Source organism: Desulfarculaceae bacterium, from assembly GCA_020444545.1.
Classification (GTDB): Bacteria; Desulfobacterota; Desulfarculia; order Desulfarculales; family Desulfarculaceae; genus Desulfoferula.
In genome coordinates this window covers 59,033-74,408 of record JAHLKT010000001.1, presented here as the reverse complement: position 1 = coordinate 74,408, position 15,376 = coordinate 59,033, and the positions used below count along the sequence as shown (strand labels likewise).

The 15,376-nt window shown below is 64.7% G+C and carries 16 protein-coding genes; 4 read left to right on the top strand and 12 right to left on the bottom strand.

Annotated elements, in window-relative coordinates:
* Positions 1 to 106: 106 nt before the first annotated feature.
* From KQH53_00365 to KQH53_00340, 6 genes are all read right to left on the bottom strand, one after another.
* Positions 107 to 712 carry a DUF2239 family protein gene (locus tag KQH53_00365; GenBank protein MCB2225100.1) on the bottom strand — a complete coding sequence of 202 codons (606 nt, stop codon included), beginning with the start codon at positions 710 to 712 and terminating at the stop codon, positions 107 to 109.
* A gap of 351 nt (positions 713 to 1,063) precedes the next feature.
* The gene (locus tag KQH53_00360) at positions 1,064 to 1,411 is read right to left on the bottom strand and encodes a hypothetical protein (GenBank protein MCB2225099.1); all 348 of its coding nucleotides are present in this window, start codon (positions 1,409 to 1,411) and stop codon (positions 1,064 to 1,066) included.
* Between the two features lie 6 nt (positions 1,412 to 1,417).
* Positions 1,418 to 1,864, bottom strand: a complete 447-nt coding sequence (locus KQH53_00355; GenBank protein ID MCB2225098.1) for a PaaI family thioesterase — start codon at positions 1,862 to 1,864, stop codon at positions 1,418 to 1,420.
* 80 nt (positions 1,865 to 1,944) lie between these two features.
* The gene (locus KQH53_00350) at positions 1,945 to 2,388 is read right to left on the bottom strand and encodes a hypothetical protein (protein ID MCB2225097.1); all 444 of its coding nucleotides are present in this window, start codon (positions 2,386 to 2,388) and stop codon (positions 1,945 to 1,947) included.
* Positions 2,385 to 3,575, bottom strand: a complete 1,191-nt coding sequence (gene nrfD, locus KQH53_00345) for a polysulfide reductase NrfD (GenBank protein MCB2225096.1) — start codon at positions 3,573 to 3,575, stop codon at positions 2,385 to 2,387. Before nrfD ends, KQH53_00350 begins: the two co-directional genes overlap by 4 nt.
* Before the next feature lie 52 nt (positions 3,576 to 3,627).
* Positions 3,628 to 4,269: a TetR/AcrR family transcriptional regulator gene (locus tag KQH53_00340; GenBank protein MCB2225095.1), complete on the bottom strand. Its 642-nt coding sequence runs from the start codon at positions 4,267 to 4,269 to the stop codon at positions 3,628 to 3,630.
* Between the two features lie 309 nt (positions 4,270 to 4,578).
* Between KQH53_00340 and KQH53_00335 the strand changes: the two genes are divergently transcribed.
* Complete coding sequence (locus tag KQH53_00335; protein MCB2225094.1) at positions 4,579 to 5,463, top strand: YitT family protein; 885 nt, start codon at positions 4,579 to 4,581, stop codon at positions 5,461 to 5,463.
* A 537-nt stretch (positions 5,464 to 6,000) separates the two neighbouring features.
* Here KQH53_00335 and KQH53_00330 read toward each other — a convergent pair.
* Both KQH53_00330 and KQH53_00325 read right to left on the bottom strand, forming a co-directional pair.
* Positions 6,001 to 8,448, bottom strand: a complete 2,448-nt coding sequence (locus KQH53_00330) for a heavy metal translocating P-type ATPase (protein MCB2225093.1) — start codon at positions 8,446 to 8,448, stop codon at positions 6,001 to 6,003.
* An 18-nt stretch (positions 8,449 to 8,466) separates the two neighbouring features.
* On the bottom strand, positions 8,467 to 8,670 hold the full coding sequence (locus tag KQH53_00325) for a heavy-metal-associated domain-containing protein (protein MCB2225092.1): 204 nt from the start codon (positions 8,668 to 8,670) through the stop codon (positions 8,467 to 8,469).
* 209 nt (positions 8,671 to 8,879) lie between these two features.
* On the opposite strand from KQH53_00325, the gene KQH53_00320 reads away from it, so the two are divergent.
* Positions 8,880 to 9,350 carry a hypothetical protein gene (locus KQH53_00320; protein MCB2225091.1) on the top strand — a complete coding sequence of 157 codons (471 nt, stop codon included), beginning with the start codon at positions 8,880 to 8,882 and terminating at the stop codon, positions 9,348 to 9,350.
* Between the two features lie 67 nt (positions 9,351 to 9,417).
* On the opposite strand, the gene KQH53_00315 is transcribed toward KQH53_00320, so the two are convergent.
* The 4 genes from KQH53_00315 to KQH53_00300 all read right to left on the bottom strand — a co-directional run bounded on the left by KQH53_00315 (position 9,418) and on the right by KQH53_00300 (position 13,437).
* Positions 9,418 to 10,185 carry an enoyl-CoA hydratase/isomerase family protein gene (locus KQH53_00315; GenBank protein MCB2225090.1) on the bottom strand — a complete coding sequence of 256 codons (768 nt, stop codon included), beginning with the start codon at positions 10,183 to 10,185 and terminating at the stop codon, positions 9,418 to 9,420.
* A 78-nt stretch (positions 10,186 to 10,263) separates the two neighbouring features.
* Positions 10,264 to 11,421 carry a 6-oxocyclohex-1-ene-1-carbonyl-CoA hydratase gene (gene oah / locus KQH53_00310; GenBank protein ID MCB2225089.1) on the bottom strand — a complete coding sequence of 386 codons (1,158 nt, stop codon included), beginning with the start codon at positions 11,419 to 11,421 and terminating at the stop codon, positions 10,264 to 10,266.
* Positions 11,422 to 11,498: 77 nt separating this feature from the next.
* Positions 11,499 to 12,617: a 6-hydroxycyclohex-1-ene-1-carbonyl-CoA dehydrogenase gene (gene had / locus KQH53_00305; protein MCB2225088.1), complete on the bottom strand. Its 1,119-nt coding sequence runs from the start codon at positions 12,615 to 12,617 to the stop codon at positions 11,499 to 11,501.
* Between the two features lie 67 nt (positions 12,618 to 12,684).
* On the bottom strand, positions 12,685 to 13,437 hold the full coding sequence (locus KQH53_00300; GenBank protein MCB2225087.1) for a 3-oxoacyl-ACP reductase FabG: 753 nt from the start codon (positions 13,435 to 13,437) through the stop codon (positions 12,685 to 12,687).
* 231 nt (positions 13,438 to 13,668) lie between these two features.
* On the opposite strand from KQH53_00300, the gene KQH53_00295 reads away from it, so the two are divergent.
* Both KQH53_00295 and KQH53_00290 read left to right on the top strand, forming a co-directional pair.
* Entirely contained in the window at positions 13,669 to 14,451 is a 783-nt protein-coding gene (locus tag KQH53_00295) for an enoyl-CoA hydratase/isomerase family protein (protein ID MCB2225086.1), read from the top strand.
* 142 nt (positions 14,452 to 14,593) lie between these two features.
* Complete coding sequence (locus KQH53_00290; protein MCB2225085.1) at positions 14,594 to 15,298, top strand: DUF4386 domain-containing protein; 705 nt, start codon at positions 14,594 to 14,596, stop codon at positions 15,296 to 15,298.
* Positions 15,299 to 15,376: the final 78 nt, after the last annotated feature.

Below are 15,376 nucleotides of genomic sequence, written 5' to 3'. Positions count from 1 at the left end.
ATTTCTTGCGCCTAGGGCGCCCCGATAGCAGAGCTATCGGGGGCAGCAGAGATAAGGAAAGTTTGTTGAGGGCGGCCCCGGCGCATGATGCCGGGGCCGCTGTTTTTTATTGAGCAGCCGGGAAGGCGGGCGCGGCCAGCTTGCGGGCGAACTCGCGCACCCCTTGGGGCCAGGGCTCGGTCAGCTCGTTGAAGCGGCCCGCATCGCCCGCGAACAGGGCGCGGGTGGACTCCTCGAAGCCGGGCAGGTCGCCGGCCATGGCCGACATGAAGCCGTAGGCCGCCTCCTGGGCCCGGCGCACCGCCTCGCGGCCCTGGTTGGCCTTCTTGGCCTGCTCCACCAGCTTGCGCAGAGTCACCGAGGCCCCCCCTGGCTGGGCGTTCAGCCAATCCCAGTGCCGGGGCAACAGCGTCACCTCCCGCGAGACCACCCCCAGCTTGGGGCGTCCCGGCCCGCGCTTGGCCGGGGCAGGGGCCTCGGCGGGCGCGGCGTCCGGCGTGGCGGGCTCCAGGCGGGCCAGGACCTCGGCCTCCGTGCCCCGGAAGTCCAGCTCCACCGGCTTGCCGGTCTCGGCGTCGAAGATGAGCACCGACACATTCTGGTTGCTATCCAAAAAGCCCTTCACCTCGCGGGCCACCTGGTGCAGCTCGCCGCTGGCCAGGCAGCGGGAGCCTTCGAAAGCGGCGCACTCGCTGCTTTGCCTCTGTTGCATGACGCGAAACCTCCGTGATGAGTAGGAGGCATTTTTACCAGGGTAAAATTCGACTGTCAATATTGCCCGGGTAAATTAATTGGGGCGAGGGAAGATTTCTTGTGGCTGCGCCACCCCGATAGGCGAGCTATCGGGGGCAGCAGGGAGGAAGAGGGAGAAGAAGAGGTTTGGAATGAAGAAGAGTCCGGGTGGCCCCGACAGCTTGCTGTCGGGGTTGCGGAGCGCAGCGGAGCAACAGGAGGTTGGGCGGTGTGGTGCGACTAAACAGACGGTTCGGTAGGTGCGAGGGGTTGTACTGAACCTTTTTTTGCCTGCGGCACCCAGACAGGCGAGCTGTCTGGGCCACCCATGTCAGGCGGATCGCTTATACCCAACCACCAGGTACAACACCCCCACCGCCAGGGGCACCAGCATGTGCACCACTAGCTCGCCATCCATGGCCAGGCCCAATACCATGCCAACCGCTATGGGCGCGCAGACCAGCCAGCCGCCTAGCCTTTCATACTTCCAGCCCAGGATGAGCCCCAGGAACATCAGGGGAAAGATGCACAACCAGGCGTTGTCCAGGAGGGAGTAGGCCGGGTTGAGGAAGGGCAGGGGGTTGCCGTAGCCAAAGTAAAAGGGCAGGCCAAAAGCCAAGATAGCTAGCGACAGGATGCGGGCTGTCCAGCGGATGCGCTTGAGGCTTTTGGACCCCATCCCCATCTACCCCCCGAAGCGCACCGCGATGGTCTCGCCCTTGGCGGTGACCTTGCCTTCGGCGCTCAGCTCGCAGAGCACCACGGACTTTTTGGGGCCCGCCTCCTTGATCCAGGCCTTGAGAGTCAGCTCCGGCCCCAAGGGGGTGGGAGCGAGGTAGGACACGTTGAGGTTGCCGGTGACGTAGGTGATGCCGGGCTCCGTGTCCATGGCCCGGCCTTCGGACTGGTAGGCGGCGGCGATGGCCGTGGCGATGGAGTGGCAGTCGATGAGGCTGGCGATGAGCCCGCCGTAGACCACGCCGGGATAGGCCGTCTGCTCCGGCCCGGGGGTGAAGGCGCAGGTGGCGATCTCGCCGTCCCAGTAGCTATGGATTTGCAGGCCATGGGGGTTGGACGGGCCGCAGCCGTAGCAGGTGGCCTCGGCGGGGTAATAGGACTGGATATAGCTCATGGCGGCGCTTCCCGGATGAAGGTTGGTCGGCGCGGCCATTTTTTCAGGGAAGCGGGGCCATGGCAAGGGGATTCAACGCCTCAGTCTCTCATCCTGTGCCAGCGGATGACCAGGCCCCAGGCAAAGAGCAGGCCCAGCAAGAGGGAGAAGAGCGAGAAGCTCAGCTCCTTGCCCGTGCCGCCGCCGCCCAACCAGCTTACGCCCTGGGGCACGGCCAGCGCGCCGCGCACCAAAAACACGGCGCAGACCCCCAGCAGCATGGGCCGCAGCCAGGGCAGGCGGCGGATGGCCCCGCCCCCGGCCAGGGCGTAGGCCCCGAAGATGGCCAGGAGCAGGGCTACCAGGGCGGTGAGCAGCCCGGGCAGCCAGGATCCCTCCCGGGCCAGCTCGGCCATGCGCTCCCCGGCCCCGAAGTAGACATAGGCCGGGGCCCCCATGATGATGATCTCCAGGTGCAGCAGGGCCAGGGCCAGGCACATCAGGCCGGCCAGGATCAGGGGCGTGGTTTGCCAGTCGGCCTTCACGCCGCCTCTTGCGCCGGGGCTACCGGCCGCTCGTCGCCGGTCTCCCGCTTGACCCCCAGGACCACCTTGTAGAGCACCGTGACCATGAGCGCGCCCAGGGAGTAAATGCCCAGGGTGATGACCAGCTCCACCCAGGTGGGGGAGTATTGCGTCACCTCGTGCAGGGGGCTGGGGATGAAGCCGCCGGCCATCATGCCCAGGCCCTTGTCGATCCAGGTGCAGCCGAAGACCATCACGCAGGCCAGGGCCAGGAGGCCATGGCGCCCCCGCCAGCGCGGCACCAACAGAAGCGTCACCGCGCCGAAGCCCATGACCAGGGCGGCCCACATCCAGCCCACCAGGTTGCCTTCGCCGTGCAGCCCGAAATAGAGGTACTTGAAGTGCGCGGTGTGAGAGGGGATGTCCGAGTAAAAGACCGTGAACACCTCCAGGAAGAAGAAGAACAAATGCAGGATGATGGCGTAGGTCACGATCTTGGCCAGGGTCTGGATGGCCCGGCGGCCGCAGTCGAAGCCGGCCACCCGGCGCAGCACCAGGGCCAGCAGGATGAGCACCGCCGGCCCGGCGGCAAAGGCCGAGGCCAGAAAGCGCGGGGCCAGGATGGCGGTGAGCCAGTATCCCCGGCCCGCCAGGCCCGCGTAGAGAAAGGCGGTCACGGTGTGGATGGACACCGCCCAGGGTATGGACAGGTAGATGAGCGGCTTGACCCAGCCCGGCGGGGGCAGCTGTTTGCGGTTGGCCTCCAGGGTCACCCAGCCGATGATCAGGTTCAGGATCAGATAGCCCTGGAGCACGTTCACGTCCCAGAACATCACCGAGCCCGGGGTGGGGTGCAAAAATATGTTGAGCACCCGGCTGGGCTTGCCCAGGTCCACGGTGACGAAGAGCATGCACATGATCACCGCGGCGATGGCCAGGAACTCGCCCAGGATGGTGATGCGCCCGAAGTCTTTGTAGTGGTGCAAATAATAGGGCAGCACCAGCATTACCGCGCTGGCGGCCACGCCCACCAGGAAGGTGAGCTGGGCAATGTACAGGCCCCAGGACACGTCGCGGCTCATGTCGGTGACCATGAGGCCTTGGTGGTACTGGTAGAGATATACGGCGAACCCGGTCAGGACCAGGGCCGCCAGGGCGCACAGCCAGGTCCAATAGGCTCGGTTGCCTTTCAGGGCCAACTCCAACATTGCATTCCCTCTCTTTGCCGCGGGGCAGGGTCCTTTCCGCGGCGGCTCGCCGTCAACCTCGGGGCGTAACCAGCGCGCCCTGCAAGGTCAGGTCAATCAGCTTGGCCAACATCCGGTCCATTTCCTCGACATCGGGCTCCGGCTGGCCGAGCCCCCACAGGCAGACGAAGACGTAGTTGGAGAACATGGCCTGCATCAACACCGGACAATCAACTTCAGGTTTGATCTCGCCCTGCTCCTGGGCCAGGAGCAAGGCCTCCGAACCCGCCGCTATCATGGCCTCCTCCTGGGCCCTCATCCAGGGGCTGCGCACCTCGGGGGTGAAGAAAACTTCCTTTAGCAAGTTGCGCGAAAGGGAGGGCCGACGGAGGTAATACTCGAAAAAGACCCGCGTGGCGTGCAGGAACTGGTCACGGACACTAGCGCCTTGGGGCAGGGTGGTCCGGGCCTTCTCGCGGGTCAGTTCCCAGTCCTCCACCATGGCGGCGGAGAGTAGCGAGGCCTTGTCCTTGAAGTGGCTCATCACCGTGCCCACCCCCACCCCGGCGAACTTGGCCACCGCCCGGATGGTGGTCTTGCCGTAGCCCAGGGTCTCGAACAGCTCCTTGGCCGCCTCCAGGATCAGCTCCCGGGTATGGGCCTTTTGCTGGGCCCGGCGATTGCCGAGGGGATTGTCCGGGGTGGGTGGGGTCATGGGCGCTCCTGGGATTACAGAACATGTTCTATTAATGAACGCATTCATTTAATGAACGTGTTCAATAAGGCGCAGATTATAACAGCCTCCCAAGACTGTCAAGCAAGGTTTGGGGGGGCAATGCCCTGAAATAAGCACCATGCGCGGGATTTTTTTGCGCCGCGAGCGTGCATTACGAGCCGAGCGGTAGTATTTTCTAAGAGTGAGGACGGCCGACCCCGCCCGGGTTGGCCGTTCCTATTTTTTTGCACTAACCCCGCCCAGGCCCTCGGGGCCGGCGGGCGGGCCCACGGCCCGGGACTCAAGACCATGCGGATCGCAATCGGCAAGCTGAAGCCTCCATCCCTGACGCAGACGCGCCGGGTGGCCTATAACCTATTCCTGATATCTCTGGGCTGCGGCCTCATCGGCCTGGCGGTTAACGGTATCCTACTAACCCACCATTTCGTGGGCGGGGGCATCGTGGGCCTGGCCATGCTGGTCTACTACCTGGCCCCGGTGTGCTCGGTGGCCGTGTTCAGCATCCTGCTCAACATACCCGTGTTCCTGGTGGGCTGGCGCCTGGTGGGGCACCGCTTTTTCTTCTACAGCCTGGCGGGTGCGGTCATCCTGGCCGCCGCGCTCAAGTGGGTGGTGATCCCGGTGCCGGTGGAGGACAAGATCCTCTCGGCCATCCTGGCGGGCATCACCACCGGCACGGGCATGGGCCTGGTCATGCGCTCCTTGGGCTCGGTGGGCGGGGTGAGCATCCTCTCGGTGGTGCTGCGTTATCGCTGGTCCATCCGGCCGGGAACCACGGCCATGGCCTTCAACGTGTTGGTGCTCCTGGGCGCGGCATATACCGCGGGCCTGGACGAGGCGCTCTACACCTTCATCTACCTGTTCGTGAGCGCCAAGGTGACCGACGTGGTGCTCACCGGCCTGAGCCAGCGCAAGGCGGTGTTCATCATCTCGCCGCAGTGGAAGAGCATCTCCCAGGGCATCCTGCAAGGCCTGGGGCGCGGGGCCACGGTGATCCCGGCCCGGGGAGCCTTTACCGGCGACGAGCAGAACATGCTCTATTCGGTGGTGAGCATCCAGAACCTGGGGCGGCTCAAGGAACTGGTGCGCGCGGTGGACCCCAACGCCTTCGTTGTGCTCTCCGACACCCTGGAGGTGATGGGCCGGGGCATCGGCAACCAGCCTTTTGATTAAGCGGGAAGAGCAAGAAAAGAAAAAAGAGAAGAGGTTTGGAAGGGAAGAAGGGGGGCAAAGAGCAGCGGCAGGCTTGGCTGCGGTGACAAGCGGTTTGGAGATTGCCGCCCGCTGAGTGCGGTCATGACCGGGCGTCCGGCCTGATCGAAGCCCCCGCCCCCGGCTCGGCTCCCTTATTCCAAACTTCTTTTGCTGCTCCGGGGTGGCCCAGATAGCTACGCTATCTGGGTGCCGCAGGCGCAAGAGGTTCAGCACAGCTTATCGCTCCACCGTATCATCACGGCGAAATCGAAGCGCCTAGCCGAACCTCTTGTTGCTCCGCTGCGCTCCGCAACCTCGACAGCCGAGCTGTCGAGGCCACCCGGATTCTTTTTCATTCCCAACCAGCTCTTATTCTCTGCTGGCCCCGATAGCTCGGCTATCAGGCGTGCCGCGGGCACAAGAAATCTTTCCGGCCTCGGTTTCCCAGAAACGCGGAAAGCCCCCGCTCCCGGCTACGGCCGGAGGCGGGGGCTTCTTGTTTCAGCCGAAGCTGTCTTAGATTTTCTTGCGGCCCAGCCTAAGCGAGTTGGTGACCACGCTCACCGAGGAGAAGGCCATGGCCCCTGCCGCCAGCACGGGGTGCAGGTCGCGGATGTAGATGGGCAGCCACATGACTTGGTGCAGCACGCCCGCCGCGATGGGCACCAGGGCGGCGTTGTAGAAAAAGGCCCAGAACAGATTCTGTTTGATGGTGACCATGGTGGCCTTGGAGAGCTTGATGGCCCGGCTCACCCCGCTGAGCTCGCCGCCCACCAGAGTGATGTCGCTGGCCTCCATGGCGATGTCGGTGCCGCTGCCGATGGCGATGCCCACATCGGCCCGGGCCAGGGCCGGGGCGTCGTTGATGCCGTCGCCCACCATGGCCACCACCGAGCCGTCGGCCTGGGCCTCGCGCACCTTCTGGTCCTTGTTCTCGGGCAAGACCTCGGCCACCACCTCGCTGATGCCCACCCTGGCGGCCACCGCCTGGGCGGCGCGGGCGTTGTCGCCGGTGATCATCACCGGGGTGATGCCCATCTCCTTGAGCTCGGCGATGGCCTGCTCCGCGCCGGGCTTCTCCTGGTCGGCCACGGCCAACAGGCCCGCCAGCGCGCCGTCGATGGCGGCCAGCATCACCGTCTTGCCCTGGCCGGAAAGCTCGGCCACCTGCTGCTCCAGCTCGGGGCCGCATTGATCAACGAACCAGCCCGGCTTGCCCACCTTGAGCTGGTGCCCGTCCACCACGGCCTCGATGCCGAAGCCGCTGTGCGCGGTGAACTCGCCGGGTTGCCCCAGGGACGCGCCCTGAGCCTTGGCCCCGTCCACCACCGCGCGGGCGATGGGGTGCTCCGAGCCGCTCTCGGCCGCCGCGATGAGGCCCAGGGCCTCGTCGCCGGCGCTCCCCAGGGGCTCCCAGTCGGTTAGCTGGGGCTCGCCCTTGGTGATGGTGCCGGTTTTGTCGAACATGACCTTGGAGAGCTTGTGGGCCGTCTCCAGGGCCTCGGAGTTCTTGTAGAGGATGCCCAGGCTGGCGCCCTTGCCGGTGCCCACCATGATGGCGGTGGGCGTGGCCAGGCCCAAGGCGCAGGGGCAGGCGATGACCAACACGGCCACCATGCGGATCATGGCCGGCACGAACTCGCCGCCCAATATCCACCAGGCCGCGAAGGTGCCCAGGGCCACGATGATGATCACCGGCACGAACACCGCGGCCACCTGGTCGGCCAGGCGCTGGATGGCCGGCTTGGAGCCTTGGGCCGCGCGCACCAGGCGGATGATCTGGGCCAGGGCGGTGTCGGAGCCCACCCCGGTGGCCTCGATGCGCAACAGGCCCTGCTGGTTCACCGTGGCCCCGAAAACCTGGTCGCCTTGCTTTTTGTCCACGGGGATGGACTCGCCGGTCATGGCCGCCTCGTCCACCGCCGAGGCCCCGGAGACCACCACCCCGTCCACGGGGATGGACTCGCCGGGCTTGACGATGACGATCTGGCCCTTTTGCACCTGGCCGGCCGGTATCTCGATCTCATTGCCTTGGTCGTCGAGCACCCGGGCCTTCTTGGGGGCCAGGTCCATGAGCTTGCGGATGGCCGCCGAGGCCTCGCCCTTGGCCTTGGCCTCCAAGAGCTTGCCCAGCTTGATCAGGGTGATGATCACCGCCGAGGTCTCGAAATAGACGTGGGCGCCCAGGCCGGGGAACAGGAGCAGGGCCAAGGAATAGAAGTAGGCCACCGAGGAACCCAGGGCCACCAGCACGTCCATGTTGGCCGCGCCGCCCTTGATGCTCTTCCAGCCGCCCACGTAGAAGCCGCCGCCGGTATAGAACTGCACCGGCGTGGCCAGGGCGAAAAAGAGCCAATTGACCCAGGCGGCATGGGACCAGGCCCCCACCAGGCCGAAGTCGCGGCCCATGGACAAGACGAAAAGGGGCACGGTGAAGGCCACGCCCACCCAGAAGAAGCGTCGCTGGGCGGCCAGCTCGGCGGCCCGGGCCACGGCCTCGGGGTCTTCGGCGCCCTCGCCCTCCACGGGCAGGATCAGCTCGTAGCCCGCGTTCTTCACCGCCGCGGCCATGGCCTCAAGGCTGGTCTTGCTGGGGTCGTAGTCGATGGAGGCGGTCTCGGTGGCGAAGTTGACGTGGGCCTCCACGACCCCGTCCACCTTCTTGTTGAGGGTGCGCTCCACGTTGGCCGAGCAGCGGGTGCAGGTCATGCCCACCACCGGCAGGTCCACGTGCTTGGATTTTTCCGGCACGATGAGCTGGTAGCCCGCGTCCTTGACCGCCGTGGCCAGATCCTCCAGGCTCACCTGGTCCGGGTCATAGTCCAGCGACACGGTCTCGGTGCCGAAGTTCACCGAGGCGCCCGTCACCCCCTCAACCTTCTTGTTGAGGGTGCGCTCCACATTAGCCGCGCAGCGGGCGCAGGTCATGCCCACCACCGGCAGCTCGGCGTGCTGCTGGGCCACGCTATGCTCCTTCAGGTCTTACTTGGGGGGGTAGCCGGCGTCCTTGAGCTGGGCCTCGATCTGGTCCCAGGTGGCAGGGGCGTCCCAGGCGATGGTCACGTCCTTGCTGTTCACGTCGCCTTCCACGCTGCTCACGCCCGCGATCTCGGCGGCTTCGCGCTTGATGGTGGCCAGGCAGTGACCGCAGGACATATCCGGAATCTTAACAGTCTTGGTTTCCATGATTTACTCCAGGTTGATGGTCGCGCGCCGTGCGGCTGGGTTGGCTTAATTGCTTAGTTACAATCATAACCCCCGAGAGCAAATTGCGCTAATGCTTAACATTGTTAGTCGTGCCTAGCATGTCTTGCCCCGGCCGACCAACTGGTTTGGCCAGGGCGCAAGCGCCTATACTTATAGATAATAAGACCATTCTCGGAGGGAACAACCCCATGAGCCGAAAAAGACTACCGCGCCGCTCGATATTCGCGGCCGCTGCGCTGCTCTTGGCCCTGCTGGCCGCTCCGGCCGTCCTGGCCCAGTCGGGGTCGGGCTGGGGATGGGGCATCACCTTCAACTCCATCAGCGTCACCATTATCAACCAGAGCCAGGAAGACATCACGATCATGGGCTATATGCTGCAAGAGGGGCAATGGTCTCCGGGCCAGCAGCCCAACTCGGCGGGAAGCGGCTTTGCCAACGGCTCCACCCTGGGGCCCTATGGCACCGAGTCCCAGCAGATGGGCCAGGGCAACGGCGGGGCCGTGTATTTGAACCTGGGCACCGTTTCCTGGCGGATGGCCTCGGGCGGCCAGCCCCAGCTTCAGGCGCAGCTCTACCACAGCGGCTTGCAGGCCCAGACCGAGGGGCCCTTTGGCAGCGGGCAGAAATACACCTATCGCGTGACCATCAGCAAGCAGTAGGCTTGCGCGCAAAGGAAAACCCCCGGCCTTGGCTGGCCGGGGGCTTTTTAATTATGCGGAGGGGAGGCTACTTGCCGGTCCACTCGGGCTTGCGTTTTTCCAGGAAGGCCTTGAGGCCCTCTTCCGCGTCGTGGGTGGACATGCATTCCTTGAGGTATATCTTCTCGATCTTTTCCAGGGCGTCCTCGCGCTTGGCCTGGTCCAGGCCCTTCACGACGGCCTTCTTGGTCACCTGGAGGATGACCGAGGAGAGCCCGGTGAGCTTGGCCACCAGGGCCTGGGTGGCGCTCTCCAGCTCCTCGGGCGGCACCACCTGGTTGACCAGGCCGAGGGACTTGGCCTCGGCCGCGCCAATCACGTCGCCGGTCACGATGAGCTCCAGGGCCTTCTTGTAGCCCATCTGGCGGGGGAAGACCAGGGCGGCCACCGGCGGGAACACGCCCACCAGAATCTCGGGCTGGCCGAACTTGGCCTTCTCCGAGGCCACCACCAGGTCGCAGTAGGCGGCCACCTCGCAGCCGCCGCCCAGGGCCGCGCCCTGCACCGAGGCCACCGAGATCACCCCCAGCTTTTCCATGCGCCGGAAGATGCCGTGGAACACCTCGATCATCTCGTTAACCTGGTCGCCCAGGTGCTCGCCCACGTCCACCCCGGCGCTGAAGGCCTTGCCCGTGGCGTTGATCAGCAGCACCTTGAGCCCGGCGGGGTCCAGGCTGTCCAGGGCCTGGTTGATCTCTTTCATCATGGCGATGTTCAGGACGTTTAGGGGCTCGCGGTCCAGGGTCAGGGTCGCCACCCCGTCCGCCACCGCCAGCTTGATGTGCTCAAAGGCCATCGCTTCGCTCCTTAAAAAAAAGTAGGCGGGCCGGGCCTGAGGCCCGGCCCGCCGATTGTCTTGGCTATGCAGCCCGGTTTAGTCCTTGGGCTTGCCCATGACCGCGGCGAAGGTCTCGTCGCCGGCCTCGGCGCCCTCGGCGATGAGCTGGCGGAACTTGATGAAGTCGATCACGTCCGAGCCGGTGATCTTCTTGGTGTTGAAAGCGCCGAAGCCCAGGAAGGCCTCGTAGTTCATGTTGGCCATCAGCCAATGGCGGTTGGGCAGCTTGGCCTGGTCCCAGAAGTACTTCTTCTTGGCGCGGATGCCGTCGATGGACTTCATCACGCAGCCGGGGAACAGGTTGGCGAAGGTCCAGATGATCTTGTTGACTTCGCCGTCGAGCATGGCCGCGTCGCGGGGCAGCTCTTTCATCTTGGCCTTGGCCTCGCCCAGGGCCTCGCGGTCCTTGAGGAACTCGCCGTAGACGATCTCGCCGCCGTCCACGTAGCGGTCGGTGATGATCATGGGGTTGCGGATGAACTTGTCGCCGTCCTTGAGCACGGGCACGACCTTGGAGACCAGGTTCTTGGCCCGCATCTTATAGGCGCTCCACATCTCGCAGGAGACGCAGTTCCACATGGCGTCTTCCATGTTGAGCATCCAGGGGAGGAAGTCGGTGGAGCCGCCGTCCGGAGCCGAGCCGTGGCGGGCGCCGGCCTGGCCGAAGATGGCCAAGTCGCTGGTCACGGCCAGGTCGCAGGCCATGCCGATCTCCTGGCCGCCGGCCACGCGCATGCCGTTCACGCGGCAGATGGTGGGCTTCTTGCACATCAGGATGCTGTCCACCATCTCGTTGAACAGGTCCATGTACTCGCCGTACTCATTGGGCCGCTTGGAGTAGTACTCGCTGTACTCCTTGGTGTTGCCGCCGGTGCAGAAGGCGTCGAAGCCGGTGCCGGTGAACACCGTGGCCACCACCGAGCGGTCGCCGGAGGCGGCGCGGAAGCCCGCGATCACGCCCTTGACCATGGTGGTGGTATAGGAGTTGTACTGGCGCGGGTTGTTCAGGCGAACCTCGGCCACGTACAGTTCCGGAACCTCTTCGCCGGTCTTGGGGTTGACCAGGGGCTTTTTGGTGTAGACCACGCAGGGCGCGTCCTCGTCGTTGCCCCAGTAGCGGCCGCGAACCATGTCCTCCTCGAACAGAAGGTGGTTTTTCAGTTCGCTTTCTCTCGGCATCCAGTCAAGAGACATATTTTCCTCCTAGGATTTGATAGTCTTGCTATAAAAGACCGAATTAAAAACTGTCTGGTTAAAAGCTGTCCAGCGGCCTAAAAGTCAGGCTCCAGGACCTGGCGCTTGTCGAACAGGCCGTTGTGCTGCTGTTCGAAGACCTCCTGGATGGTGCTCATGGGCTTGGTCTCCAGGAAGGGCTCGATCTGAACCCGGCCGTCCTGGACCATCTCCAAGACCTTGGGATAGTACTCGGGCAGGCAGCCCCAGGTGCCGATGATCTCGGCGTCGAAGGCCATGAGCTTAGAGAGCATGTACTTGTTGCTCTGCATGCCGAAGCCCACCACCACCATCTTGCCCAGGAAGGACAGGAAGGCCAGAGCCAGTTCCTGGCCCCCGGCGGTGCCGGTGCACTCGAAGATCTTCCAGCCCACGTTCTTGGGAACCCCGGCCTCCTTGCAGATGGCCCCGAACTCGCCCTTGACCTCCTTGACGTCCTTGCCCTTGGAGTTGATCACGTAGTCGACTCCGAAGTTCAGGGCGCGGTCCAGCTTGGCCTGGTTGCGGGCCATGCCCACCACCACCTTGGCCCCCAGGGCCTTGGCGATCTGGCCCATGTACACGCCCACGCCGCCGGTGATGCCGGTGATGATCACCAGGTCGCCGTCCTTCAGGTCGGCGCGCATGGCCGCCTGGTAGGGCGTGGTGCCCGCGTCGGCCACCACCGCATAGTGGCTCAGCGGGAACTTGGGATCGTCCACCACGCACAGGTCGCCGGCCGGGACCGGGATGTGGCTGGAGAAGCCGCCGTAGATGCCCAGGGAGTTGCCCGGCATCTTCTGGGCCAGGCAGCGGTTGCCGCGGCCCTGGTCGCAGATGGGGCAGTTGCCGCAGGGCATGACCGCCGGCACGATCACGTTCTTGCCGATAAGGGCGTCGGGGCCGGCCAGCACGGTGCCCGCGATCTCGTGGCCCAGGGTCAGGGGCGGCTTGCTCACCGTGGGCACGCCATCGTAGAAGTAGCTAAGGTCGGTGTGGCACACGCCGCAGCCGGCCACCTCTACCAGGGCATCGCCCTCGCCCAGCTCGGGCATGGGGATGGTGGTGCGCTCCAGTTTGCCCGGCGCGTCCATCACGAACTTGCCGTTTTCATCCTTCTTGTAGGTGGTGGGGCTCACCATCTGCCAAGTGTCGATTTTGTCGGGTATGGCCGCCATGTCCCTCTCCTAAAGCCTATGGCTCTTTTTAAAATTCACGTTTCATCGATCCCCCCGGGGGAATCAGCTAGATCATGCCGTATCCGCCGTCCACGCACAGGAGTTGGCCGGTGATGTAGTCGGCCTCGTTGCTGGCCAAAAACACGAAGGCCGGGGTGATGTCGTCGGCCTCGGCAAAGCGCTTGAGCAGGATGCGGTTCATGTAGATGTCTTTGAGCTTCTCGTCGGAGCGGATCTTCTCGGTCATGTCCGTGGCCACGATGCCCAGGGAAATGACGTTGCAGCAGACGTTGGAGCGGGCCATCTCGCGGGCCACGGACTTGGTGAGGCTGATCACCCCGCCCTTGGCGGCGGAGTAGTTGATCTGGCCCACCGTGCCCACCACGCCGGCCACGCTGGTCACGTTGATGATCTTGCCCGAGGACTGCTCCTTGAAGATGGGGTGGGCCGCCTTGGACATGAGCCAGGCCGCTTTAAGATGGATGCCCAGCACCTGGTCCCACTGCTCCTCGGTCATCTTGTGGAGCATGGCCGGGCGGGTGAAGCCCGCGTTGTTGACCACGATGTCCAGGCCGCCCAGGTCGTTCTTGGCCGCGTCCACCAGCTTCTGGCAGTCGGCCTCCGAGGCCGCGTCGGCCTTAACGGCCACGGCCTTTTGGCCCATTTCCTCGATCTGTTTGACGATGTCTTTGGCAGGACCCTCGGAGGAGGTGTAGTTGACCACCACGTCGGCGCCTTGGCGGCCGTAGGCCAGAGCCACGGCGGCGCCCACGCCCCGGGAAGACCCGGTTACGATGGCTTTTTTTCCGGCTAGACGCATGCGCTCTCCCTCCAGATGAGCGCCCTGGGAATGGGCGCGAGGGTCTCTGTCCCTCGGGCCCAAGGGCTTGTTAGGGTTGTAATGTAACCGTAATATAGCTACATCGTAACTATTGGCAAAACCCGGGCAAGGTGTCAAGAAAAAACGAGACAGCATGGGCGGAATAGGCGCTTTGACAGGGGCCTCCGGCTGGGCTAGCCTGGGATCTTCGCCCGCAGCGAGGAGAGAGCCATGAGCGACAAGACCGTCTTGATTCAGGACCAGGGCCCCGTCCGGGTGCTCACCCTCAACCGCCCCGAGCAGCTGAACGCGCTTAACCACGAGTTGGGCCAAGAGCTCATGGACGCCCTGGCCGAGGCGGAAAACGACCCCAAGGTGCGCGCGGTGGTGCTCACCGGGGCGGGCCGGGCCTTCAGCGCCGGGGCGGACCTGGGCCGTTTCGCGGCCATGGCCGCCCAGCAGGACAGCGCCGCCCGCGAGAGCTTCACCGGCCTGGGCTTCCCCCGGGCCATGGCCAACTTCCCCAAGCCGCTCATCGCGGCGGTCAACGGCCCGGCCGTGGGCTGGGGCCTCACCGTAAGCCTGATGTGCGACCTTCGGGTGGCCGCCGCCGAGTCCTACTTCTCGGCCGGTTTCGTGCGCATCGGGGTCACCCCGGAGTTCGGCTCCTCCTTCCTGCTGCCGGCCATCGTGGGCCTGGGCCGCGCCCTGGACATGACCCTCACCGCCCGCAAGGTGCCCGCCGAGGAGGCCCTGGCCATGGGCCTGGTGAACCGGGTGGCCCCCGAGGGCCAGCTCATGGAGGCCGCCCTGGAGCTGGCCGGGCAGATCGCGGCCTATCCCGCCACCGCGGTGAGCATGGCCAAGACCCTCATGCGCACCGGGGCCGGGGCCGCCATGGAGCAGGTTCTGGACTACGAGATCCGCTGCTTCCGTTCGGCCATGACCAGCCCGGAGCACAAGGCCGCGGTCAAGGCCATGATGGAGTCCATCGCGGCCCGCAAAAAGGGCTAGGCTTGCGCCTGGGCATCCATCTCTCGGATGCCCGGTGCCGCGTAACCGGGGGTGAGATTAAAGCCGTGAATATGGGCGGGACGCCATCCCGCCTATATTCGGGCGCGTTCGATTTTGTCATCGTACAGGGGGGCCTGTCGCCATGCTCAGGAAAGCTTCCGGTGTTGTATTTGCCTGCTCTTCTCTGCTCATGCTCACCTGCTTCGTGCTGCTGGGGGTCAAGCTGGGCTATCCCGAGATCCTGCGCGAGGAAACCGGGGTGGCCCTGGCCAAGTTCATGGCCAAGGCGGATCTGGCCCGTGCGCTTTACTACGGCCTCATGGTCTCGGCCGTGCTGGTGATAATGGAAGCGGTGCTTTTCCACCGGGTTTTCCGGGGGCCCCAAAACGGGGTCTGGCTGGAGCTGGGCAAGTACAGCGGCGTCTGCGCGGGCCTTTGCTTTATATTCGGTTTCATGCGCTGGGTGTTCCTGGTTCCCTTCATTGCCCAAAGCCACGCCCAGGCCGCCCCGGACAGCGCCCTGGCCCAAACCGGTGCCTTCATGTTTCGCGCTTTCGACACCTATATGGGCACCACCATCGGCGAGCACATGGGCTTTCTCTTCCTGAGCCTGATGCTGTTCTTTTTCGGCATCGCCATGATTCTGAGCGCGGAAGGCTCCTTATGGCCCGCTATTTTGGGCTGGTTGGGCATACTGATCGGGCTCGGCGTGCTCTACGGAAACACCGAGGTGTTCGGCTTCCCTCTGGCCTTTGATATCAACCGGGGGGCCACCAAGCTTTCGCTCCTGTGGATGATCGCGGTGGGGGTGTTCTTGTTGGCAAGCAAACCGCCTCGGGAAGCCTAGGCGTTGCCGGCAAGGTCTTGCTTCACATTTGGCTCGCTGAGCAACTTGCGCCCTCGAAGGTGAAATCAACATGTCTCT

Excerpts from the sequence above, each read along its gene's own strand:
- KQH53_00365 (MCB2225100.1), bottom strand. The coding sequence starts at position 712 with ATGCAACAGAGGCAAAGCAGCGAGTGCGCCGCTTTCGAAGGCTCCCGC.
- KQH53_00360 (MCB2225099.1), bottom strand. The coding sequence starts at position 1,411 with ATGGGGTCCAAAAGCCTCAAGCGCATCCGCTGGACAGCCCGCATCCTG.
- KQH53_00355 (MCB2225098.1), bottom strand. The coding sequence starts at position 1,864 with ATGAGCTATATCCAGTCCTATTACCCCGCCGAGGCCACCTGCTACGGC.
- nrfD (MCB2225096.1), bottom strand. The coding sequence starts at position 3,575 with ATGTTGGAGTTGGCCCTGAAAGGCAACCGAGCCTATTGGACCTGGCTG.
- KQH53_00340 (MCB2225095.1), bottom strand. The coding sequence starts at position 4,269 with ATGACCCCACCCACCCCGGACAATCCCCTCGGCAATCGCCGGGCCCAG.
- KQH53_00335 (MCB2225094.1), top strand. The coding sequence starts at position 4,579 with ATGCGGATCGCAATCGGCAAGCTGAAGCCTCCATCCCTGACGCAGACG.
- KQH53_00325 (MCB2225092.1), bottom strand. The coding sequence starts at position 8,670 with ATGGAAACCAAGACTGTTAAGATTCCGGATATGTCCTGCGGTCACTGC.
- KQH53_00320 (MCB2225091.1), top strand. The coding sequence starts at position 8,880 with ATGAGCCGAAAAAGACTACCGCGCCGCTCGATATTCGCGGCCGCTGCG.
- KQH53_00315 (MCB2225090.1), bottom strand. The coding sequence starts at position 10,185 with ATGGCCTTTGAGCACATCAAGCTGGCGGTGGCGGACGGGGTGGCGACC.
- oah (MCB2225089.1), bottom strand. The coding sequence starts at position 11,421 with ATGTCTCTTGACTGGATGCCGAGAGAAAGCGAACTGAAAAACCACCTT.
- had (MCB2225088.1), bottom strand. The coding sequence starts at position 12,617 with ATGGCGGCCATACCCGACAAAATCGACACTTGGCAGATGGTGAGCCCC.
- KQH53_00300 (MCB2225087.1), bottom strand. The coding sequence starts at position 13,437 with ATGCGTCTAGCCGGAAAAAAAGCCATCGTAACCGGGTCTTCCCGGGGC.
- KQH53_00295 (MCB2225086.1), top strand. The coding sequence starts at position 13,669 with ATGAGCGACAAGACCGTCTTGATTCAGGACCAGGGCCCCGTCCGGGTG.
- KQH53_00290 (MCB2225085.1), top strand. The coding sequence starts at position 14,594 with ATGCTCAGGAAAGCTTCCGGTGTTGTATTTGCCTGCTCTTCTCTGCTC.